Origin of the sequence: Paenibacillus sp. LBL (assembly GCF_029893715.1) — a bacterium.
GTDB classification, from domain to species: Bacteria; Bacillota; Bacilli; order Paenibacillales; family Paenibacillaceae; genus Paenibacillus_AQ; species Paenibacillus_AQ glucanolyticus.
This window is the reverse complement of record NZ_JARXYU010000001.1, coordinates 129,319-152,350: the sequence shown is the minus strand read 5'-3', so window position 1 is coordinate 152,350 and position 23,032 is coordinate 129,319. Positions and strand designations below refer to the sequence as shown.

The window sequence follows — 23,032 nt, the reverse complement described above, 5'->3', positions numbered from 1 at the left end:
CGGAGGCGTCAGTGCAGTGAAAATAAAAGATCTATCTGTCCTTGCGGGTGTCATTGGCATCGTACTCATGATGATTCTTCCGATCCCGATATGGCTGCTCGATGTACTGCTTATCATCAATATTTCGCTGGCGCTTATTATTCTGCTGGTGGCCATGAATACCAAGGAAGCACTGGACTTTTCGATTTTTCCTTCCTTATTGCTCATCACGACACTCTTCCGAGTAGCGCTGAACATTTCGACAACCAAGCTGATTCTGTCGGAAGCAAATGCAGGGGAAGTTGTTGCCACATTCGGTAAATGGATAGCAAACGGCGAAATCGCGATTGGATTTATCGTCTTCCTGATCCTCGTCGTTGTACAGTTCATCGTCATTACCAAAGGTTCGGAGCGGGTGGCTGAGGTTGCGGCAAGGTTTACACTCGATGCGATGCCAGGTAAACAGATGAGCATTGACGCGGATCTGAATGCAGGTTTAATCAATGAGCAGCAAGCCAGGGAGCGAAGAAGTAAAATCGAGCGCGAGGCGGATTTCTACGGAGCCATGGATGGTGCGAGCAAATTCGTCAAAGGTGATGCGATTGCAACGATTGTCATCATGCTGATCAACCTGATTGGTGGCTTTATCATCGGGATCTCGATTCACGGCATGTCCTTCGGTGATGCGATGAGTACTTACTCGATCCTGACGATTGGGGATGGACTGGTCAGTCAGATTCCGGCGCTTCTCATCTCGACTGCAGCCGGTCTGATTGTAACAAGAGCATCATCGGAAGGGAATTTGGCCGAGGATCTCACAGGACAGCTCTTCTCCTATCCACATCTGCTATATATCGTAGCGGGAACCGTGATGTTTCTGGGGCTCTTCACTCCGATTCATCTGATTACAACCGCTCCGATCGCCATTATATTGTTTATTGCAGCCAGAACGATGCAAAACAATCTGGACCGCAAGCAGGTCGAAGTGGAGCAGCTTGAGGAGGAACAGCAGATCGAAGAAGTTCGAAGTCCGGAAAGTGTGATCAACCTGCTTCAGGTCGATCCGATCGAATTCGAATTCGGTTATGGATTGATCCCGCTCGCCGATGCGCAGCAGGGCGGGGATTTACTGGATCGAATCATTATGATTCGGAGACAATGCGCACTGGAGCTGGGTCTTGTGGTGCCGGTTATCCGAATTCGCGACAATATTCAACTAAAACCGAACGAATATGTCATAAAAATAAAAGGGAATGCTGTCGGCGGCGGTGAATTATTATTAAATCACTATCTCGCGATGAGTCCTGGATACGAAGACGATTCTGTGACGGGAATCGAAACAACGGAACCGGCATTTGGACTGCCTGCACTCTGGATAGACGAGGCCATGAAAGAACGGGCGGATCTCGCTGGCTACACCGTAGTGGATCCACCTTCCGTTGTTGCAACACACCTTACCGAATTGATTAAGAGACATGCCCATGAGCTGATTGGACGCCAGGAAACCAAGGCGCTGGTGGACAACATCCGAGAAAGCTATCCGGTGCTTGTGGACGAGCTCATTCCTTCCGTTCTGACGATTGGGGAGGTGCAGAAAGTATTGGCGAAACTCCTTCGCGAGAAAATTTCAATCCGGGACATGGTCACAATTCTCGAAACCCTTGCGGATTACGGTCATTATTCCAAAGATCCTGATGTTCTGACTGAATATGTAAGGCAGGCCCTCTCGCGGCAGATTACTCAGCAGTACGCTCAGGAAGGCGAGGCCATGCGGGTCATTACGGTTGGACCTCAGCTGGAGAAGAAGATTGCCGAAAGCGTTCAGCAAAGCGACCAGGGGAGTTATCTCGCGATGGACCCGGTATCAACGCAGAGCGTATTTCAGAAGCTCAGTGAACAGGTGAACCGGATCATCCAGATGGGACAGCAGCCTGTGCTGCTTACATCTCCAGCCATAAGGATGTATTTGCGTCAGGTCATTGAACGCAGCATGCAGGATATCCCGGTATTGTCCTACAGTGAGCTCGAGCCAAACGTCGAAATTCAAAGTGTCGGAGTGGTGAACTTATGAGAGTAAAAAGGTATATCGTCGACACGATGCCTGAGGCGATGCAGCATATTCGCACTGATTTGGGTGCGGATGCCGTCATACTGAGCACCAAAGAGACAAAAGTAGGCGGATTCCTGGGAATGTTTACCCGAAAGAAAATTGAGGTTATCGCTGCGATAGAGCAGGCGGAGAAATCCAAAGGCTCTGCCCCGGCCGAATACAAAATGAAGCATTCTCTACCGACAGCAGCTGTACCTAAGGCCTATCAGCGAACAGCCGAAATTTCGAGATCCGGTTCGCAGACTGAATCTCTTCAGGTGAGCAATACGACCGTAGATTCCGTTGTATCACAACAGACTGACTCTAATCGTTTCGCCGAATTGCTAAGCCAAGCTGCGGCTTCACAGGAAATTGCCGCTCAGCCAAAGAGCGAGGACAGTTTGGGGCAGCAGCTGACAGCTGCACCGGTGAGCGTTCGAAACGATGATACGGTGATAATCGCTGACTCTGTTCAGAGCACTGATTCATCCCGCCCAGAGCAGAAGGAATCCTTAAGCTCCCGCCTCGGTATAAGCGAATCGGAGCAAAGAGTCCTTGAGGAGCTTAAGGAAATGAAAGAATGGATTGCGAGATTGTCGAGGCAAAATCTCGAGGCGCAGCATCTCCCGGAACCTCTGCATTCCTTACGCGATCTGCTGCTGAAGCAGGATCTCTCGGCCAAGCTGACGGAAGAGTGGCTTATGGCTGCAGAAGAGGCATGGACAGCGAACCATATGCAGTTAAGTGATGCCGAGCTCCAGGATGTGATCTACAAGCAGGCGGCGGCGTTCATTGAGGGACGCATCGGCGGCGGCGTGCAGCCTGAGACCAGGATTGTATACATTGCCGGCCCGACCGGTGTTGGCAAGACTACAACGATTGCGAAGATTGCAGCGGAGCAGCTGTTTCGTCATCAGCGCAAGGTTGGCTTCATTACTTCGGATACGTATCGAATCTCTGCCGTTGAACAGCTCCGAACTTACGCATCGATTCTTAATGTGCCGATGGAAGTTGTGCAATCTCCCGGGGACATGCAGCGTGCGCTTCAGAAGCTGCAGGACTGCGATTTGATATTAATGGATACAGCCGGCCGTAACTATCGGAATGAATTGCTCGTCTCGGAGCTTCAGAGCCTGTTCTCCCATTCCGATCAAAGTGAAACCTATCTTGTTCTCAGCTTGACCTCCAAGAGCAGCGATATGATTGAAATTGCGGATCATTTCAACAAATATGCACTGGATAAGGTGATCTTCACGAAGATGGATGAAACCGGAAGTTATGGTTCCATGTTTAATCTCATCGATGCTCATGACCTTCGATTGTCCTATATGACCAATGGTCAAAACGTACCGGACGATCTGCTTATGGCCGACAGTGAACGATTATGCAATCTCCTGCTGGGAGAGATTCGTACATGACGGATCAGGCTCATTCGCTTAGACAGCTCGTTTCGGCCCAGCAGACGGGGGACAGCTCCAAGGTACCATCAACAAGAACCGCCAATATTATTACGGTCAGCAGTGGTAAAGGCGGGGTAGGAAAATCCAATTTCACGTTGAATTTCGCTCTGACTTTGCAATCCATGGGCAAAAAAGTATTGGTGTTTGATGCCGATATCGGGATGGCGAATATCGATGTTCTGATGGGTGTCAGCTCGCGGTATAGTCTGTATCATCTCATACGCCGGGAGAAGAGCATCGAGGAAGTGATTCAGTACGGGCCGAACAAACTTCCTTACATAGCGGGCGGATCCGGTCTTGCGGACATGCTCTCGCTGTCCGAAGAGGAAATGGATTATTTTATTTCCCAGATTGAGCGTATTTCATCAGAGATGGATTACATCATCTTTGATACCGGAGCCGGATTGTCGAAGGAAAATATGAAATTTATAACCTCGGCGGATCAATGCCTCGTCGTAACAACGCCGGAACCTACTTCAATCACCGATGCTTACGCGCTGATCAAGGTGGTGCACGGAACGGAATCCAAGGTTCCGTTCAGCCTGATAGTCAATCGGGCGGGGGATGAGATTGAGGCTCGTGAAGCAGCGGGCAAAATCATTTTGACTGCCCAGCGATTTCTGGATCTGGATATCAAGCTGCTTGGTTCGATAGCAGACGACACGCATGTTGTGCAGGCTGTTAAGCGGCAGATCCCTTTTACAGCAGCATATCCACGATGCAACGCCTCCAGTGATATCAGGCGCATCGCACTTCGTTACATGACCGCTCCTGCTGCCACGGAGCCTGAAGCTCCGAAGGGAATCAAAGGATTTATGCATCGTTGGCTCAAACGTACGAAATGATTCTTATTTGGAATAATGGAAACTGAGGTGGACATCTATGAAGCCCTTTCGTGTGCTGGTGGTGGACGATTCCGCATTTATGAGGAGAATCTTCTCCGATTTCATCGAACGAGACCCATCCTTTCAGGTTGTCGGAACAGCCGACAATGGGCGGGATGCCGTTGAGAAAGTAAAGGCATTGGATCCGGATGTCATCACGCTGGATGTAGAAATGCCGGAAATGAACGGGCTTGATGCTTTGAGGCTGATTATGGAGACAGGTCCTCGTCCGGTAATCATGCTATCCGGCATTAATGAGCAAGGCATGAGGGAAACCATTCTTGCCCTTGAGGCGGGTGCATTTGATTTTATACGAAAGCCTTCCATTTCTAATGCGCTTGACATTGAACAGGTGCGTTCAGAATTAATGAAGCAACTGAATGCGGCGATGCAGGCAAAACAGCGGAGGGCATTGTGGGAAGAAGAAGAGCAGAGACGACAGGGTGCGGACATATCGGTTCCTCTTTCGCCAAAGCCTTCTGACAAAACGCTGAATAAGAAGCCGCAGATGAAGGAAACGAGACGAACGATCGGCGGAGCCGAGGAGCGCGTTAAGCTTGCGGAGCTGCCCCGAACCCGGGTTCCTCGCCCTGAGGAGGATAAACTGGCACGTGCGGAGGCATCGGATGCTTCCAAACCGAGACGCAAAAAGGTTGATCGTAAACCTGTGGCGGACAGTTCTTCAGCAGCACTGCCGGAACACGAGATTCACCCACCGCGCGAAGTGAAGCTTCAGCCGTCCAACGAACTGACGGATCTGGTTGCGGTTGGCTGCTCAACGGGCGGTCCGAGGGCATTAAAAGCATTTCTCGAGCAAATTCCCGGTGACTTCTGCGCTCCGATTGTCATCGTTCAACATATGCCGCCGAATTTTACCAAGTCGCTTGCGCAGCGTCTGAATTCATTCAGTCCGCTGGAGGTGATGGAAGCAGAACAAGGCATGGTACTGGAACCCGGCAAAGCCTATATTGCCCCGGGTGGCAGCCACATGAGGGTGTTTCGCTCGGAAAGCGGTGCGTTCCAGATCAGGGTAAGTCAGGATGAAACCCGCAATGGTCATCGTCCATCCGTTGATGTGTTGTTCGAATCTCTGCTGCCGCTCACCATGGTTAAGCGTCATGCGGTGCTGATGACCGGTATGGGGAGCGATGGAGCGAGAATGATGAAGAAACTGTACGATACGGGGGTGAATTCCACCTTTGCAGAGAGTGAGCAAACCTGTGTCGTATACGGTATGCCGAGATCGGCTGTTGAGCTTGGATGCGTAAACCATGTACTGCCACTCCATGATATTGCACCTAGATTGGTTCGAGCTGTAAATAACGGAAAGTGAACTTGAGGAGGAGGTGTCTCTCAATGGACATGAATCAATATTTGACAATGTTTATTGATGAGTCAAATGATCATCTGCAATCATTAAATGAAAACATGCTTCAATTAGAAAGTAACCCGGACGATATCGGGATCGTACAGATTATTTTCCGATCAGCGCATACGTTGAAGGGTATGGCGGCAACGATGGGATACGAAGATCTGGCTTCCCTCACCCATCAGATGGAAAATGTGCTGGATCTTGTCCGGAACGAAAAGTTGAAAATGCAGGATTTTATCTTTGACACGCTCTTCAAAAGCTTGGACGCCCTGGAATCGATGGTGCAGGATATTACAGAAGGCGGAGACGGCAAGGCGGACGTATCCGCTATTGTGGCTTCCTTGCAATCGATTGTACGTGGTGAAGGAGCATTGCCTAACGGTGGAATTGCTGATGAGAGCCATTCCGCAGCAGCTGTGCAGGGGATTGAATTGGATGAGTTTCAATTTTCCGTTCTCGATCAGTCGATTTCAGAAGGACATAAGGTTCTCTATATACAAGTGACATTGCGAGAGGATTGCCAGCTCAAGGCGGTTCGGGCCTATATGGTATTCGAAACGCTTGAAAGATCCGGGGAAATCGTTAAGACCTATCCGGATGTTCAAGAGATTGAACAGGGTGAATTCGATCGCGTATTTTCGTTGTATTACATAACGCAAAGAGATACAGAAGAAATTGAAAGCCAGATTTTGGGCGTTTCAGAGATTGAGACAACCTCCGTTGTTGCGCTGGATCATGAAACCTTGCAGCAGATGGTACAGGAAAGTGCCGCTACAGCGGAAGCTGTTAAATCCGTAGATGCGGAGACGGCTCCGGCGGCAACAAAGCTAGCGGAAACCAAGAGTGCCCCGTCTCCGGCCAAAGAGTCCAAGGCATCCGCCCGAAATGCTGGGGGGGGCAACCCGTCCAGAACGATAAGGGTTGATATCGAGCGGCTGGACGTATTAATGAACCTGTTCAGCGAACTCCTTATCGACCGGGTGCGGCTGGAACAGCTGGCCATCGAATCGAAGAATCAGGAGTTGACGGATACGGTTGAGCATATGAGCCGAGTCAGCAGCGACTTGCAGAATATTGTTCTGAAACTTCGCATGGTACCCGTAGATACGGTGTTCAACCGTTTTCCAAGGATGGTTCGCGACCTTGCCAAAACATTGGATAAGAAGATTGACCTGATTATTACGGGAGCCGACACGGAGCTGGATCGAACGGTCATTGATGAAATCGGAGATCCATTGGTTCATTTGCTGCGCAACTCGGCTGACCATGGTGTCGAACCTGTAGCAGACCGCATCGCGGCGGGCAAGCCGGAAACCGGTACCGTTCATCTGCGAGCATTCCATAGCGGCAACAATGTCTTCATCGAGATCGAGGATGACGGTCGCGGAATCTATCGGGAGAACATTCTGAAGAACGCGCTGAAAAAAGGGGTTGTCACCGAAGCCGAAGCTGCGTCCATGTCGGATGATGAGGTCAATCAGCTGCTGTTCGCACCAGGATTCAGTACGGCTGAGAAAATATCCGATGTATCCGGCCGAGGGGTAGGATTGGATGTCGTTAAATCCAAAATCGTTGCCTTGGGCGGAAACGTCACAATCTATTCGACGCCAGGAAAAGGCACTAATTTTTCCGTGCAGCTTCCATTAACGCTGTCGATCATCGCCGCCATGCTGATTCGGATGGGATCCGAAAAATATGCGATTCCGTTATCCTCAATAGTTGAAACGGCCATTATCAAACGAGGGCAGATCAAGCAAGTACACGGCAGCCGGATGATCCAGTTCCGTGAATCGCTGATTCCGGTCATCTCGCTCAGCCGATTGTTTGAAGTTCCGGATTTTGATGAAGAGCTGGAAGAAGAAACTGAAATTGTGGTGATCCGCAAAGGAGACCGACTGGCAGCACTCACCATTGATGACTTTATCGGTCAGAGCGAAATCGTCATTAAAAATCTGGGCAAATATCTTCCCGCCATTCAAGGGATATCCGGCGCAACCATCCTTGGAGATGGACAAGTCGCGCTCATCATTGATGCAAATGCATTTATCAAATAATGGGATGTCATCTAACTCGGCAGGCCACACATTTTGAAGGAGGACTTACTCATGGGAGAAGAAATCAAGGTTATCGTCTTTAAACTTGGCGAGGAAGAATACGGCATTGAGGTGGACAAGGTTCAGACCATTGAACGCATGATGCCGATTACGCGTGTTCCCAAAACCTATGCTTTTGTAAAAGGGGTTATCAATCTGCGCGGCGTCGTCATTCCGGTTATCAATCTGCGTGGCAGATTTGGTCTGGGGGAAATCGAGGCTACCGATCAGACACGGGTTATTATCGTAGCGGTCAATGACATGCAGGTCGGTTTTATTGTAGATTCGGCAAGCGATGTTATCGATCTGAATACGGACAGCATTGATTCGCCGCCTGAGGTTGTGGGCGGAATCAAAGCGAAATATCTTCGGGGTGTCGCGAAGGTAGGAGAGGAGCGCCTTCTCGTTATGCTGAATTTGTCCGAAGTGTTAAACAAAACGGAGATCATTCAGCTGGAAGGTCTTGAGGAATAGACAGTGGAGCTGTTTAAGCATAGCAAGGAAATTAAAATGGATGTTCTGAAGGAAGTCGGAAACATCGGAGCGGGCAATGCGGCAACTGCCCTCTCCCGCTTGCTTAACAAACCTATTGATATGGCAGTTCCCCAAGTTCAGCTGCTGCCGTTTGAACAGATCGCGGAAAGTGTAGGCGGTAGTGAACAACTTGTTCTTGCCGTATTCTTGCGGGTGGAGGGAAGCGCGCCGGGAAATCTCTTTTTTATCATGAGTCCGGAAGCGGGGAAGAACCTGCTGCAGAATCTGGCAGGCATCGAAGTGTCGGAGGAGGAACAATTCTCTGAGATGGAGCAGTCTGCGCTGTGCGAGATCGGAAATATTTTGTCGGGATCGTATTTATCCTCGCTGGCCGATTTCACCAATCTGTCCATGACGCCTACCGTTCCTGCGTTAGCGATGGACATGGCGGGTGCGATCTTAAGTTATGGATTGATACAGTTTGGTGAGATGGGAGACGATGCCCTCTTAATCAACACGACGTTTCTAGAAGGGCAGAACGAGGTGGAAGGTCAATTCTTCCTGATTCCCGATCCACAATCATTTGCTCAAATATTCGAAGCTTTAGGAGTGCCTTTAGAGCATGATTGAAGAACAAAGCATAGTGAAAGTAGCGATGGCGGATCTGAACGTCGCAGGTCCAAACGGTATTTTGCGTACAACCGGTCTGGGGTCATGTGTCGGACTTACGTTGTATGATCCGGTGACGAAGATCGGTGGCATGGCGCATGTGATGCTCCCCTCTTCAGCGATTGCCAGAGAAGGGCAGCTAAACCTGGCGAAGTACGCGGATACGGCTCTTCCTATTCTGCTGAACAAGATGAGGAATTTGGGAGCTTCGCCAGCACGCATGGTAGCCAAAATGGCCGGCGGAGCCCAGATGTTTGCTTTTGCCGGTTCCGGTGATACCATGCGCATCGGACCTCGCAATGTGGAGTCGTGCAAAGCAGGCCTGGAGCAGATGGGCATTACGCTGATCGCGGAGGATACCGGAGGAAATTATGGAAGAACCGTTGAATTGGACTGTGCAACGGGTAAATTTACAATACGCAGTGTACAAAAGGGCATAAAGGAATTGTAGCCATGATGGGAAAACTCGGTTTTTATATAATGACTGGAATTGCCGGTTTTGTGTTTACTTTTATTTTTACCATACGTAACAATCTGTGGATGACCAGCATGTATCGGGCTCTCCTTGCATTTGCGATCTGGTTTCTTCTGGCGTTCGCGCTGAAATGGATATTTGCTGCCATCATTGCACCGAGAGCTGATAAGAATGGATCTGGGAACTCAAAGGCGCAGAGCGAGCAGGAGAGAGGAACCGTTCTTGATTTATCCACACCTGATGAGGATCGGGAATTGATGGATCTTATTCATTCCGAATCCGGCAGCAAAGAGAACGGTGACTTTGTTCCGCTGAATCCTCCCAAGCTGGTTTCAACGAAAGATCCTGAAGAACTGGCCAAGGCCGTTCGTCACCTTACGGATAAATAAGGAGGGTGAAGGCAATTGGACGAACGAAAAGCTTCTGTGCTGAACCATATGGAATTATGGAGCGCATGGAAGGAAGACGGAGACCATGAAGCGAAGAAGAAACTTATCGAATATCATCTGCACATCGTTGATTATGTTTCAAGCCGTTTAGCCATCGGTCTTCCGAAGAACGTTTCCAAGGGAGATTTGGCCAGCAATGGGGTAATGGGTTTGATTGACGCCATTGAGAAGTTCGATTATAAACGAGGCTTGCAATTCGAAACCTATGCCTCCTGGCGTGTGCGAGGTGCTATTCTGGATTCGCTGCGCCAAGGGGACTGGGTGCCGCGTTCGGTTCGTGAGAAGGCGAAGAGAATTGAAACTGCATATCAGCAGTTGGAACAGAAGTATTTACGCAGCGTCAGTGACTCTGAGATGAGTGATTACCTTGACGTGACCGAGAAGGAGTTCCGGCACATGCTGCAGGAAGTGGCGGTCATGACACTGACATCTTTGGAGGATCCGATCCGCGAGGAGGAGTCTGAGACCCGAATGTCGCTCCTGGTTGATGAGAAAGCGAAGAATCCGGATCACAAGGTCCATGAATTTTATCTGCGAGAAGCCCTGATGAAGGGAATCGGTAAATTGACCCCGAAAGAGCGGACTGTAGTTTCCTTATTATATTATGAGGATTTATCACTCAGTGAAATTGCTGAAGTGATGTCGCTATCACCTTCACGAATATCACAGCTTCATTCCAAGGCGATTTTGAGACTTCGGGGCGCGCTCGATAAAGATCGGGATTTGCTGATGCAAAACGACTGACGCTTGCCATTTATGAAGGGGGTTCCTGGATTGTCTGTAGATTATGCATTGGATCAGTACTTTAGCGTTACGCTATCGGATGACAAAGTCGTCGCCTATATACAGTTCACCAACTGGGAGAAGGATTTCTCCTGCTCTGTAGAAGCTCTTGAACAATTTCTGAGAAGCCACCAGGTACGATACGGACTTCAACATGATACGTTGCGACGAATCGCAGATCATTCGGAGGAATATCAATATAGTAGAACGCCGATTGCAATGGGAACGGAGCCTATGCACGGACAGAACGGCAAAATAGAGTTCACCGTTAATTTGGGGAATCAGACGAATCTGAAGCCGCTGGAGATCGAAGATGGCAAAGTCGATTATAAAGAAGTGATTCGTTTAAATAATGTGAAGAAGGGCCAATTGATTGCAACCCGAATCCCGCCAACGAAAGGAGTTCCTGGCACTGCGGTTACCGGTGAGGAAATTCCGAGTAAACCAGGCAAGGAAGCTCATTTCAAAGTGGGGAAGAACGTTGTGGTCAATGCTGAGAAAAGCGCAATGTATGCGGCGCTGGACGGGCTGCTGACCAAAACGGAAAAGGGAAAAATCAATGTGTTTCCGGTATATGAAATCAATGGCGATGTTGACTGCAGTATTGGCAACATTGACTTTGTCGGTACGGTGGTCATTCGCGGGAACGTTCTTACCGGATTCAGAATCAAGGCAGCAGGGGACATTCGTGTTACCGGCTTTGTGGAAGGCGCAGAGCTCGACGCAGAGGGCTCCATCGATATTTCCGGGGGAATAATCGGATATAATAAGGGGTTTGTAAAGGCTGGACAGGATGTCAAGAGCTCGTTTATCCAGGATGGAAATGTTATAGCCGGTGCTAGCGTATTTGTCTCGCAGAGCATTATGCACTCCAATATCCGTGCGGTTCAGAACATCGAGTGCAACGGCATGAAGGGTCTCGTCGTAGGCGGCGTCCTGCAGGCCGGGGAGAAAGTAGTAGCCCGGACGATCGGAAATACCATGTCGACTGCTACCGTCATCGAGGTTGGGGTTCTTCCCGAACTGCGGAATGAACTGGCGGATCTGAGAGCGCAGCTGAAGCTGTCGATTGAGAGTATGGATAAAACGGATAAAGCACTTTATCTACTGAATCAGTTGGCTTCGTCAGGCCAGTTGTCGCCAGACAAACTCGCGCTGCGCATTAAGCTGAATGCTACCAAGAAATCGAATGTGGCCGAACAAGCGGATATTAAAGACCGTATGCTCGAAATCGAGAAGATGCTTGAGGATACTGGCAAAGCGAGAGTTAATGTGGTAAAGACGATCTACGGCGGCGCCAAAATTGTCATCGGGAGGTATACCCGATTTGTTAAGGACCCCACACAGCGGGTTTCTTTTTACTATCATGAAGGAGATATCACCATGGTGCCGTTATTGTAGGGTAGAACAGACATATTAAATGCTTGTGGATATGATCCTGGCTATGAGGTGATTCCATTGAGTTTAAAATCGGTAGAAATGCAAATCGCAGTACCAAGAACCAACGAAGCGGGCAAAATCCATAATGAGTTCCAGCAGCGCCCCATGAACGATCAGACATTGCTTGCCGGGGAACAGATCAAGAACAGCCGCGCGGAAGCACAGCGAAGCACGGAAGTTAGCGAGACAGCGGAGACAGCTGTTCGTGATGACGGGAGCCGTCAGTCTCCAGGACAGCAAGAACGGGGATCATCCGAGTCGGGCGAATCTGTGGAGCAGCCGGCGGAGCATCCCTATAAAGGCAGGAATTTTGATGTTTCTCTCTAGATAATTTATTGGCACAAAGGAGTTAATGGATTTGGGACCGTGGATATATATCGTGCTGCTTGGCGTAGCGGCGGTGCTGTATGCTTTTATGCTGCCGAAACGCCGTGAAGAGAGTGTATCCAGCGAGCGGGTTGTAAAAGAAGTGGAGAACACGCTTGAAGGGTACATGGCGGAAATCCAGAACGAGAACGAGCAGCTTGTAGAGCTGGTAAGTCAAATGAAGCAAGAGCTTCGTGCAAAGCAGCAGGAACAGCAAGAGCAGGTGAGTGATTTGCGTCAACGCATGCTTGTAATGGAGCAGAAAATGATTGAATCCGAAACCCGTCTTCGAACGACGGAGGACAAGTTGGTTCATGCCGCTTCCTTGTCTGCAGATCGGGCTGCCGCTTCTTCAGAGGCAGAAGTGTCTCCTCCGGTCGACTCCATCAAATCCAGGTACGCGGAGCTGTTTGATCTGCATGGGCAAGGGAAATCCATCGATATGATTGCCAAGGCGACGGGGCTTCAGCGAGGCGAGGTTCAGCTTATTATTCAATTAGCCAAACAGGAGGAGTCCGCGTGATCAAGAACCGTACATTTATGATGGGCCTTGGCAGCGGTCTTGTTGTCGGCGCGATACTGCTCCAGCTGATGTGGATCGGTCAAGGATCAACCGCATCGGATACAAAGGATTTAACGAAGGAGCAGCTGATGGCTGCTGCGGAAGCTTTGGACATGCAAGTGATTGAACACTCGGAAGAGCTGTTGACCGCGGACCAGTGGGAAGAGAAAAAGCTCAGTGAGCGTTCTTCAGAGACCGAAGGATCGGATAAGGCCAAGGAAATAGGAACTAAGCAGCCGGATATACCGGAACAGCCGGAGAAACCTGAAGCGGATGGCAAAGACCAGAAACCCAAAGAGGTAAACAAGCCGGCGGAGCCGAAGACACCTGTTAAGGCTAATGCCCCCATCAAAGTCAATATTCGAGCTGGAAATAACCTAAGTGATGTGGCAAGTCACCTTTTGAGCGCCGGCGTGATTGACAACAAACAGGCATTCATCAATAAAGCAACGGAGAAAAAAATCAACACATCGATCCAGAGCGGGACCTATTCGTTTACAGCAGGCGAGAGTTACAATTCGATTATTACAAAAATCACAGCAAAACCCTCCAACTAGCATCCTGGTTGAGAGTGGTTTTTTTCTTTATAGGGCCCTGTCCGACCGTTGATCCTCTGAACCTCGTTTAGAACACAAAAGAATTGCAACCTGCCCATGGTTATGTTATAGTAATTGACGGTGTTAAAACACACGCCAGAGTGATTTCGTTGAGGGTGCTTCCAGGATTGGGAGTCTTAATGAAAAATGATCTTGGCGGAGGGACACACAAAAACCAAACTTAGGAGGTGCGTGAAGATGGCAGTAATCTCCATGAAACAGCTTTTGGAAGCTGGCGTTCACTTCGGTCACCAGACTCGTCGCTGGAACCCGAAAATGGATAAATTTATCTTCACTGAAAGAAACGGTATCTACATTATTGACCTGCAAAAAACGGTCAAGAAAGTTGAAGAAGCATTCAACTTCGTGAAAAACGTAGCTGGTGAGAACGGTACAATCCTGTTCGTCGGCACGAAAAAACAAGCTCAAGATTCCGTGAAAGAAGAAGCAGAGCGTTGCGGTATGTACTACATCAACCAACGTTGGCTCGGCGGAACTTTGACCAACTTCGAAACGATCCAAAAGCGTATCAATCGCTTGAAGCAACTCGAAGCTTGGGAAGAAGACGGCACGTTCCAAGTATTGCCTAAGAAAGAAGTCATCCTTCTCCGCAAAGAGAAAGATCGTCTTGAGAAATTCCTGGGCGGTATCAAGAACATGAAGGGTCTTCCAAGCGCATTGTTCGTTATCGATCCTCGTAAAGAGCGCATCGCAGTAGCGGAAGCTCGCAAATTGGGTATCCCAATCGTAGGTATCGTTGATACGAACTGTGATCCGGATGAAATCGACTATGTAATCCCAGGTAACGATGACGCGATTCGCGCGGTTAAATTGTTGACTGGTAAGATGGCTGATGCCGTTGTTGAAGCTCACCAAGGTGAAGAAACAACAGCTTAATCGGGATTAAACGTATAAAGAATGAATTAAATGAAAAGGGTGGTTGGTAGGTGGATAACCTCTCACTGCCCTTTTTTTAAGATGTCAGAGCCAATAACGCTCATCAGTTGCGCTCCTGATTTCGCAAGGAAACGAATACTTAAAGCAGTCTGGCTTCTTGAAGAGCGGGTGTGCAGACATTTTGTCTTCAGGTCAGAAAGCACACTTCATCATACCAATTTGGAGGGAATTCTAATGGCAGTATCAGCTAGTGCGGTAAAAGAACTTCGCGAAAGAACAGGCGCAGGCATGCTGGATTGTAAAAAAGCGCTGGATGAAACAAATGGTGATATCGACAAAGCGATCGCGGTACTTCGTGAGAAAGGCTTGTCAGCAGCAGCTAACAAAGCTGGACGCGTTGCAACTGAAGGCGTTGTAGAATCCTATATTCACGGCGGCGGACGTATTGGCGTTCTCGTTGAAATCAACTGTGAAACCGACTTCGTAGGCAAAACAGATCAATTTAAAGAGTTTGCTCGCGATATCGCAATGCATATTGCTGCTGCAAATCCTAAATTTGTTCGTCGTGAAGAAGTTCCAACGGAAGAGCTTGAGAAAGAAAAAGAAATCTTGAAGAACCAAGCTTTGAACGAAGGCAAGCCTGAGAAAATCGTTGAAAAAATGGTTGAAGGCCGTATCAACAAGTACTATGAAGAGTATTGCTTGCTTGAGCAATCCTTCATCAAGGATCCGGACAAAACGATCAACACGCTGCTTAACGAAAAAATCAGCACGATCGGTGAGAACATCTCCATTCGTCGTTTTGCTCGCTTTGAGCTGGGCGAGGGCCTGGAGAAGAAACAAGACAACTTCGTTGAGGAAGTTATGGCCCAGGTGAATAAATAAGCCGAATAGGCTAATATAAGTATAGAAAAGAGTGGAACACACCTGTGTTCCTTCTTTTTTAAGAGATATAAAAGGCATAAAGAGAGATAAGATTGTTATAAACTCGGAGTGAAGGCTACCCTTATCTCACTAGAAAGAATGGAATCAAGTCTTAATTAGACGACCAGAAGTTTCTACTTGAGACGGATGTTTTTACCCGATTTTTATAAACCGTCAAGCAGTGCCGGTGTGTCTGTCTGTCGTTTTTCAAACGGGCGTCGTATTCTTAGGCGCCGTCTTAAAGTGGAGGGTTATCATTTGGAACAGCCTGTATATAAACGAGTGATATTGAAAGTCAGTGGGGAATCCCTTTCAGGGCAGAATGGATATGGTATTGATGCTGAGACGATCTCATCGATCGCTGAGCAGGTTCGTGAGGTGGTCGAGCTTGGTGTTGAGGTCGCTATCGTATGCGGCGGCGGAAACATCTGGCGTGGTATCGCCGGCAGCGCGAACGGAATTGACCGTGCAACGGCGGATTATATGGGAATGCTCGCCACGGTGATGAACTCTTTGGCTCTTCAGGATGCCCTGGAGCAGATCGATGTGCCGACTCGGGTACAAACCTCTATCTCAATGCAGCAAATTGCCGAGCCATATATCCGCCGCAGAGCCATTCGGCATTTGGAAAAAGGCCGTGTCGTCATTTTTGCGGCAGGAACAGGTAACCCTTACTTCTCCACCGATACGACTGCAGCGCTTCGCGCAGCGGAAATCGAAGCAGAAGTGATTCTCATGGCGAAGAACAAGGTGGACGGAGTGTACTCTGCTGATCCATTTAAGGATGAAACTGCCGAGAAGTACGAGCAGCTGACGTATCTAGACGTATTGAACAAAAACCTTGGGGTAATGGACTCTACAGCTTCATCGTTATGTATGGACAACAACATCCCGCTCATCGTCTTCGCTATCACGGAGCAAGGTAATATCAAGCGCGTCGTTCTGGGCGAGAAGATCGGAACGATCGTTAAAGGGAGTGTAGATTAATGCCGCAATCGGTGAAAAAGAATGCAGAAGAACGCATGGAAAAAGCGATCCTGTCTTTGAAACGTGACCTGGCAACTCTGCGCGCAGGGCGGGCAGCGCCGGCGCTGCTGGACCGGATCACGGTTGAATACTACGGAGCACCAACTCCGCTCAATCAGTTGGCGAACATCAGTACGCCGGATTCCAGAACGCTTATGATTCAGCCCTGGGACAAGTCGTCCTTGGCCGATATCGAGAAAGCGATCATGAAATCGGATATTGGATTGACACCGGCAAACGATGGCAATCAAATTCGTCTCGTCGTTCCTGCTTTGACGGAAGAGCGCAGAACCGAACTGGTAAAAATGACGAAGAAATTCGGCGAAGAAGCGAAAGTGGCCATCCGCAACATTCGCCGCGATGCCAACGATGACATCAAAAAATTGGAGAAAACGGATATTTCCGAGGACGAGTCCCGGAGACATCAGGAAGATATCCAAAAAGCGACGGATAAATTTATCGCAGAAGTCGACAAAGTCCTCGTTGCCAAAGAAAAAGAAATCATGGAAGTATAAGAGACTTGTGGCCCCTCCGGTTTATGGTGGGGTTTGTCTCTTTTTTTGCAGAAAGATGCCTGGAGGAAATGGAATGATCAAACGGGTTCGATCGTGGTTGAATCAGGAGGACAGTCAGCAGACGCATCAGCTCTCTCCGGACAACATCCCTCATCATGTAGCTATCATCATGGATGGTAATGGACGTTGGGCGAAACGGCGCGGTATGCCGCGGATCGTTGGCCATCAGAACGGCATGAAGGCTGTTAAAAGAGCAGCCATTGCTGCAGATGATTTGGGAATTAAAATATTGACGATGTATGCTTTTTCTACAGAAAACTGGACACGTCCGAAGGATGAGGTCGATTTTCTTATGAAGCTTCCGCAAGAGTTCCTGGCTATTGAGCTTGAAGAGCTGATTGAGAAAAATGTTCAGGTCAGAATGATGGGGCATCCGGAAGAACTTCCGTCCCATACCGTGTCCGCGATGGAAGAAGCTGTTGCGAAGACAGCCGGCAATAACGGTCTTGTGCTTAACTTTGCGCTCAATTACGGCAGCCGTAAAGAGATCACGGAAAGTTTTAAAGCGCTTGGACAAGAAATAAGTGACGGAATCCTTCGTCCTGAGGATATTACAGAGGAACTGATTGGCAGGCGGCTCCTCACAGGCGAATTGCCGGATCCGGATTTACTGATCCGTACAAGCGGCGAGCTGCGTCTGAGCAATTTTATGTTATGGCAGCTGGCGTATAGTGAGTTATGGTTTACTGACGCATATTGGCCGGAATTCACCAAGGATCACTTGGTGGAGGCAATAGCCGAATACCAACAAAGAACAAGACGCTACGGTGGACTGTCGTAGCCGATGGAGGATGGAACGTTTTGAAACAGCGATTGATTACCGGAATTATAGCGGGAGCGGTCTTTTTAGGATTATGTTTCATAGGCGGTCTGTGGTACCATCTTCTTATTCTGGCGATGGCACTAATCGGTTATTATGAGTTTCTGCGCATGACCAATACGGTACCGTTCGGAGGAACGGCATGGATAGGGTACGCGGGGGTGCTGTTGTTTGTATTCCCATGGGGTCCGCTTAAGTTGGATTTTCAGATCCCGTGGGAGCATGTTCTGTGGCTCCTGCTGCTCTTGTTTCTGCTGGCGACAGTGTTCACAAAAAATGTGATTGATATTAAGCGGGTCTCATTATTGTTTTTGGCGTCAGCTTATATCGGAATCGGTTTTTCCTTCATTGCCGAATCGCGACATGCTCCTGACGGTCATGGAATATTCTGGACTTTCCTGCTGTTGGCCTCCATCTGGGCAAGTGATGCAGGAGCCTATTTTGTCGGCCGTGCAATGGGTCGCCACAAATTATGGCCTTCCATCAGTCCGAACAAAACCATTGAAGGTGCGGTAGGCGGAGTTGTCATCGCCGTGTTCACTTCTTTGCTCTTTTCATTCTTCTCTGACGGATTCTTGGCAGCTGGACAAGCGATTCTAATCGGGTTGTCCTGCGCCGTAATCGGTCAGCTTGGAGATTTGGTACAATCCGCATATAAACGGGTGTATGGCATCAAGGATTCAGGCAAATTGCTGCCCGGACATGGAGGAATACTGGACCGATGTGACAGTTGGATCGTTGTATTTCCGTTCGTACATATATTGAGTCTCCTGCCTTACTGATGAAAGGAAAGATGTGCATGAAGAAAATCAGCATACTCGGCTCCACCGGTTCCATTGGTACGCAGACCTTGGACGTGGTGAGAATGCATCGGGAAGAATTTCAGGTGGAGGGTCTGGCTGCGGGGGGCAATTCGGATTTGCTGCTTCAGCAGGTTAAGGAATTTGCTCCGCGAAAAGTGTCGGTTGCTTCGAAAGAGCTTGCCGACAAAATCAGACACGAGCTTCCCGCTGGAACAGAAATCTACTACGGCCGTGAAGGGCTGGTAGAGATAGCGGCAGGGACGGACGCGGAGTTGGTCGTTACAGCCGTTGTTGGAAGCATGGGCCTCCCTTCTACGCTTGCAGCGATTGAAGAGGGGAAAACGATCGGACTTGCCAATAAGGAAACCCTCGTGACTGCAGGTCACCTGGTTACTGCTCGTGCGGCGGCCAAAGGGGTAAAACTCCTGCCTATCGACAGTGAGCATTCCGCTATCTTCCAATGCTTGAATGGAGAACGGCAGGAGGATATTGAAAGGATTACCTTGACGGCATCCGGAGGCTCTTTTCGGGATTATACGCGTGAGCAGCTGGTCCATGTCACAGTGGAGGACGCGCTTAAACATCCCAACTGGTCTATGGGGGCGAAAATCACGATAGATTCAGCCACCATGGTGAACAAGGGGTTAGAGGTGATGGAAGCCCATTGGCTTTATCAGATTCCTTATGACAACATTTCCGTTCTTCTTCATCCGGAGAGCATTATCCATTCCTTTGTAGAATTCCGCGATTCCAGCATCATCGCACAGCTTGGCAATCCGGATATGCGGGTACCGATTCAATACGCGCTGACCTATCCGGAACGTTGGTCTTCGCCTGCTCCAAGGCTATCTCTGGCGGAGGCGGGCAAGCTTCACTTCCGGGAAATGGACCTTGAACGTTTTCCTTGTTTAAGGCTTGCTTATGAATGTGGTAAAATGGGTGGGACAGCACCAACGGTATTTAATGCAGCCAATGAAATCGCCGTTGCCCGGTTTCTGCGCAGTGAAATCTCTTTTCTGCGGATCGAAGAGATTATAGAAGAAGTGCTGCATGGTCATGACAACACACCGGAGCCGGCACTGGAGACGATTGAAGAGAGTGATCGGCTAGCACGTGAATTAGCTTCCCGACTATAGGAATTGAAGCTGTTTTTGAAATCTCCCTTGAAAAAAGCTGACGATTTGTGATTCTCTTGTGGACGATAGGAGAATAATGATAATCTATAGGGACATACTGCGTTCTCAGAGGAAAAGGGGGATGTAAAGAATTGGAAATGGTTCGGGTCGTTTTTTTAACGGTGCTCATGTTTTTTGTTATTGTTACCGTGCACGAATGGGGGCACTATTATTTTGCCCGGCGTGCCGGAATATTGGTTCGGGAGTTCGCGATTGGATTTGGTCCAAAGCTGTTCTCATATAAACGCCATGAAACCCAGTTCACGCTTCGTCTTCTTCCATTCGGGGGATATGCCCGCATGGCGGGAGAAGATCCGGAACTTGTCGAGATTCAGGCTGGTCAGACGATTGCGGTTCGATTGAATGCAGAGAATCAAGTGAAGAAGATTTACCTGGATCAACTCGACAACCGCAAAAATGTCATTCGCGGTGAAGTTCAGTTCATGGATATGGTCGATCGTTTATCGGTAAGGCTTGATGTGGATGGTGAATTCCAGCAATATGAAATCCATCCACAGGCGCTGACGGTTGCCAAAGGTGTTGAGACGCAGATCGCACCAAGAGACCGTCAGTTCGGCAGCAAGACCGTTGGTCAAAGAGCGCTTGCGATATTTGCAGGCCCTGTCATGAACTTCATCCTGGCCTTCATCCTCTTTGCCCTGCACATTCAAATGGCCGGAATTCCGGTGGATAATCCAACTTATGTGCAGATTGGCGAGATCACCAAAGGCATGCCTGCAGACGAAGCCGACCTCAAGGAAGGCGACATTATCGAGAGTATTAACGGAACCGCCATTGGTGCCGATTATCAGAAGATGATCGAATTGATTGCGGCTTCCCAGGACAAGCCGATGGAATGGACGGTACGACGGGGAGAGGAATCCTTCGATCTGACATTAACCCCTCGCACGATGGAGGGACAGGAAGGCGGTAAGGTCGGGATTGTTCCTGAACTTCCTACTCGATCCGCCGGTCTAGGTGAGACGATTACCGGCTCCGGGACAGCGATGGTAGACACAACCAATATCATCTTCCAAGGATTTAGGCAGTTGATTCAGAAGTTCTCGATGGACGACCTTGGCGGTCCTGTACGAACGTTTGAGGTCACAGGCCAAATTGCAAAACAGGGCATTGAACAGCTGACCTACTGGGCGGCAATATTAAGCTTGTATCTAGGTATATTCAACCTGCTGCCGATTCCGGCACTGGATGGAAGCCGGCTTGTATTCTTAGGCATCGAAGCTTTACGGGGTAAACCTGTTGATCCGAACAGGGAAGGCATGGTTCACTTTGTCGGGTTTGCAATGCTGTTCCTGCTCATGATTGCAGTAACCTATAACGATATACTACGATTGATTAACGGATAGACCCCAGGTACGGCTCGGTGCGCCAGCCGCATCAGAGCCGTACCTTTTCTATTTCGGGGAGAATCCTAGTGCAGGACATATTTTTACAATTAAACAAGGCTGACTTCAATGTCGGCTTGCTCACACATATTGCCAAAATAACGTAAGTCAAGCCCCTGAATCAGGAGCGAAAGACCACGCGTTTTTATTAATGGGAGGAACACGATTTATATGTCTAAGGAATCGAAGGATAAACAATTCGTGACAGAGATCACGCCGCAAGGGGAGGATTTCTCGCGCTGGTATATCGATGTCATCAAAAAAGCCGACTTGATGGATTATTCTCCAGTCAGAGGATGTATCGTTTTCAAACCGGACGGTTATGAAATTTGGGAGCATATTCAAGCAGAGTTGGACCGTCGCTTTAAGGCAACGGGACACCGGAACGCCTACTTCCCTCTTTTTATTCCCGAGAGCTTTTTCCAGAAGGAAAAGGAGCATGTCGAAGGCTTTAACCCTGAGCTGCCTTGGGTAACGGAAGCAGCTGGCGAGAAGCTTGAAGAACGTCTGGCTATCCGTCCGACTTCGGAGACGATGTTTGGGCATATGTACTCCAAATGGATTCAATCCTATCGTGATCTCCCTGTGCTGATTAACCAGTGGGCGAACGTGGTACGCTGGGAAAAACGCACATTGCCGTTCCTGCGTACAAGTGAGTTTTTATGGCAGGAAGGACACACCGCTCACGAGACGGAAGTGGAAGCCAGAGGGGAAACTATGCAAATGCTCGATATCTACCAGCAGTTTGTGGAGGATTATCTTGCGATTCCGGTCATTAAAGGGCAGAAGACTCCTTCGGAGAAATTTGCAGGAGCTGTTGATACGTTCTCCATCGAAGCGATGATGAAGGACGGACGGGCTGTTCAAGCGGGTACCTCTCACTACATGGGCACCAATTTCTCGCAAGCCTTTGAAATTCAATATTTGAACCGTGAAAATACATTGGAATATGCACATACCACTTCCTGGGGTGTCAGCACACGTCTGATCGGTTCCCTCATTATGGTCCATGGGGATGACCGGGGCTTGGTGCTTCCTCCTAAAGTCGCACCGACTCAAGTAATCATGATCCCGATTGGTCCTCCGAAGACAAGAGAGGCTGTTGTAGGACGTACGGACGAGCTGTTCCGTGAACTGAAGTCCGCCGGTATTCGTGTGCGGGTTGATGACAATCCGGATGTGCGTCCAGGCTGGAAATTTAATGAATATGAAATGCGCGGAGTACCGGTACGTCTGGAGATTGGACCGCGTGACATGGAGAATGGCGTCTGCGTGCTGGTCTCACGCATTACGGGTGAGAAGAAAATAGTAGAGCAGGCAAACCTGACACAGGAAGTGCAGAACATGCTGGAGCAGGTGCACCAAGAAATGTTTGAGCGTGCGAAGCAGTTCCGTGAAGACCATTTCTATTCGGTAGAGACACTGGATGAAATGAAAGACAGCATGGAAGAGAAACGCGGCTTTACATTGGCAGGTTGGTGCGGATCGGAAGCTTGTGAAGATACGGTGAAACAAGAAACCGGTGCTACAAGCCGAAATATTCCTTTTGAACCGGCTGAGAAGAAAACCAAGTGCCTCGTATGTGGTGAAGCTGCGAAGCATACTGTTTTGTTCGCCAGAGCGTACTAGTATATCGATATTATGAATTTAGCGGGATAGGTTCGGCGAAGGCAGGGCTTTCGTCAAGTCCCGGAGTTCATCATCTGGAGTAAGCT

The 23,032-nt window shown here is 49.0% G+C and carries 23 protein-coding genes; all 23 read left to right on the top strand.

Features of this window, described 5'->3' with window-relative positions:
* Positions 1 to 16: 16 nt before the first annotated feature.
* The 23 genes from flhA to proS all read left to right on the top strand — a co-directional run bounded on the left by flhA (position 17) and on the right by proS (position 22,946).
* On the top strand, positions 17 to 2,050 hold the full coding sequence (gene flhA / locus M2277_RS00710; protein WP_006211311.1) for a flagellar biosynthesis protein FlhA: 2,034 nt from the start codon (positions 17 to 19) through the stop codon (positions 2,048 to 2,050).
* Positions 2,047 to 3,486, top strand: a complete 1,440-nt coding sequence (flhF, locus tag M2277_RS00705; RefSeq protein WP_280753931.1) for a flagellar biosynthesis GTPase FlhF — start codon at positions 2,047 to 2,049, stop codon at positions 3,484 to 3,486. Before flhA ends, flhF begins: the two co-directional genes overlap by 4 nt.
* On the top strand, positions 3,483 to 4,373 hold the full coding sequence (locus M2277_RS00700) for a MinD/ParA family protein (RefSeq protein WP_006211309.1): 891 nt from the start codon (positions 3,483 to 3,485) through the stop codon (positions 4,371 to 4,373). Before flhF ends, M2277_RS00700 begins: the two co-directional genes overlap by 4 nt.
* A 37-nt stretch (positions 4,374 to 4,410) precedes the next feature.
* Positions 4,411 to 5,745, top strand: coding sequence for a protein-glutamate methylesterase/protein-glutamine glutaminase (locus M2277_RS00695; protein WP_036642076.1), 1,335 nt, complete (start codon positions 4,411 to 4,413; stop codon positions 5,743 to 5,745).
* A 23-nt stretch (positions 5,746 to 5,768) separates the two neighbouring features.
* A complete protein-coding gene (locus M2277_RS00690; protein ID WP_148246926.1) occupies positions 5,769 to 7,838 on the top strand; it encodes a chemotaxis protein CheA in 2,070 nt (689 codons plus the stop codon).
* A gap of 51 nt (positions 7,839 to 7,889) precedes the next feature.
* A complete protein-coding gene (locus M2277_RS00685; RefSeq protein WP_006211307.1) occupies positions 7,890 to 8,351 on the top strand; it encodes a chemotaxis protein CheW in 462 nt (153 codons plus the stop codon).
* 36 nt (positions 8,352 to 8,387) lie between these two features.
* Positions 8,388 to 8,981, top strand: coding sequence for a chemotaxis protein CheC (locus M2277_RS00680; protein ID WP_152826462.1), 594 nt, complete (start codon positions 8,388 to 8,390; stop codon positions 8,979 to 8,981).
* Positions 8,974 to 9,471, top strand: a complete 498-nt coding sequence (locus M2277_RS00675) for a chemotaxis protein CheD (protein WP_006211305.1) — start codon at positions 8,974 to 8,976, stop codon at positions 9,469 to 9,471. Before M2277_RS00680 ends, M2277_RS00675 begins: the two co-directional genes overlap by 8 nt.
* 2 nt (positions 9,472 to 9,473) lie before the next feature.
* On the top strand, positions 9,474 to 9,884 hold the full coding sequence (locus M2277_RS00670; protein ID WP_036642078.1) for a hypothetical protein: 411 nt from the start codon (positions 9,474 to 9,476) through the stop codon (positions 9,882 to 9,884).
* Between the two features lie 15 nt (positions 9,885 to 9,899).
* Positions 9,900 to 10,688 carry a FliA/WhiG family RNA polymerase sigma factor gene (locus tag M2277_RS00665; RefSeq protein ID WP_006211303.1) on the top strand — a complete coding sequence of 263 codons (789 nt, stop codon included), beginning with the start codon at positions 9,900 to 9,902 and terminating at the stop codon, positions 10,686 to 10,688.
* 30 nt (positions 10,689 to 10,718) lie between these two features.
* Positions 10,719 to 12,128, top strand: coding sequence for a DUF342 domain-containing protein (locus tag M2277_RS00660; RefSeq protein ID WP_280753930.1), 1,410 nt, complete (start codon positions 10,719 to 10,721; stop codon positions 12,126 to 12,128).
* Between the two features lie 57 nt (positions 12,129 to 12,185).
* Positions 12,186 to 12,494: a hypothetical protein gene (locus M2277_RS00655; protein WP_006211301.1), complete on the top strand. Its 309-nt coding sequence runs from the start codon at positions 12,186 to 12,188 to the stop codon at positions 12,492 to 12,494.
* A gap of 25 nt (positions 12,495 to 12,519) precedes the next feature.
* Positions 12,520 to 13,056 carry a hypothetical protein gene (locus tag M2277_RS00650; protein ID WP_040680748.1) on the top strand — a complete coding sequence of 179 codons (537 nt, stop codon included), beginning with the start codon at positions 12,520 to 12,522 and terminating at the stop codon, positions 13,054 to 13,056.
* Positions 13,053 to 13,652: an endolytic transglycosylase MltG gene (locus M2277_RS00645; protein ID WP_063480021.1), complete on the top strand. Its 600-nt coding sequence runs from the start codon at positions 13,053 to 13,055 to the stop codon at positions 13,650 to 13,652. The genes M2277_RS00650 and M2277_RS00645 overlap by 4 nt, the downstream gene beginning before the upstream one ends.
* A 237-nt stretch (positions 13,653 to 13,889) precedes the next feature.
* On the top strand, positions 13,890 to 14,588 hold the full coding sequence (gene rpsB / locus M2277_RS00640; RefSeq protein ID WP_036642081.1) for a 30S ribosomal protein S2: 699 nt from the start codon (positions 13,890 to 13,892) through the stop codon (positions 14,586 to 14,588).
* Between the two features lie 234 nt (positions 14,589 to 14,822).
* Positions 14,823 to 15,473, top strand: a complete 651-nt coding sequence (gene tsf / locus M2277_RS00635) for a translation elongation factor Ts (RefSeq protein ID WP_006211298.1) — start codon at positions 14,823 to 14,825, stop codon at positions 15,471 to 15,473.
* A gap of 297 nt (positions 15,474 to 15,770) precedes the next feature.
* Entirely contained in the window at positions 15,771 to 16,499 is a 729-nt protein-coding gene (pyrH, locus tag M2277_RS00630) for a UMP kinase (RefSeq protein WP_006211297.1), read from the top strand.
* Positions 16,499 to 17,053, top strand: coding sequence for a ribosome recycling factor (gene frr / locus M2277_RS00625; RefSeq protein WP_006211296.1), 555 nt, complete (start codon positions 16,499 to 16,501; stop codon positions 17,051 to 17,053). The genes pyrH and frr overlap by 1 nt, the downstream gene beginning before the upstream one ends.
* A gap of 73 nt (positions 17,054 to 17,126) precedes the next feature.
* Positions 17,127 to 17,894: an isoprenyl transferase gene (locus tag M2277_RS00620; protein WP_036642083.1), complete on the top strand. Its 768-nt coding sequence runs from the start codon at positions 17,127 to 17,129 to the stop codon at positions 17,892 to 17,894.
* 20 nt (positions 17,895 to 17,914) lie between these two features.
* Positions 17,915 to 18,715: a phosphatidate cytidylyltransferase gene (locus M2277_RS00615; RefSeq protein ID WP_280753929.1), complete on the top strand. Its 801-nt coding sequence runs from the start codon at positions 17,915 to 17,917 to the stop codon at positions 18,713 to 18,715.
* A 17-nt stretch (positions 18,716 to 18,732) separates the two neighbouring features.
* A complete protein-coding gene (locus tag M2277_RS00610; protein ID WP_280753928.1) occupies positions 18,733 to 19,872 on the top strand; it encodes a 1-deoxy-D-xylulose-5-phosphate reductoisomerase in 1,140 nt (379 codons plus the stop codon).
* A gap of 137 nt (positions 19,873 to 20,009) precedes the next feature.
* Positions 20,010 to 21,278: an RIP metalloprotease RseP gene (rseP, locus tag M2277_RS00605; protein WP_370511098.1), complete on the top strand. Its 1,269-nt coding sequence runs from the start codon at positions 20,010 to 20,012 to the stop codon at positions 21,276 to 21,278.
* A gap of 210 nt (positions 21,279 to 21,488) precedes the next feature.
* The gene (proS, locus tag M2277_RS00600; protein ID WP_006211292.1) at positions 21,489 to 22,946 is read left to right on the top strand and encodes a proline--tRNA ligase; all 1,458 of its coding nucleotides are present in this window, start codon (positions 21,489 to 21,491) and stop codon (positions 22,944 to 22,946) included.
* Positions 22,947 to 23,032 lie beyond the last annotated feature (86 nt).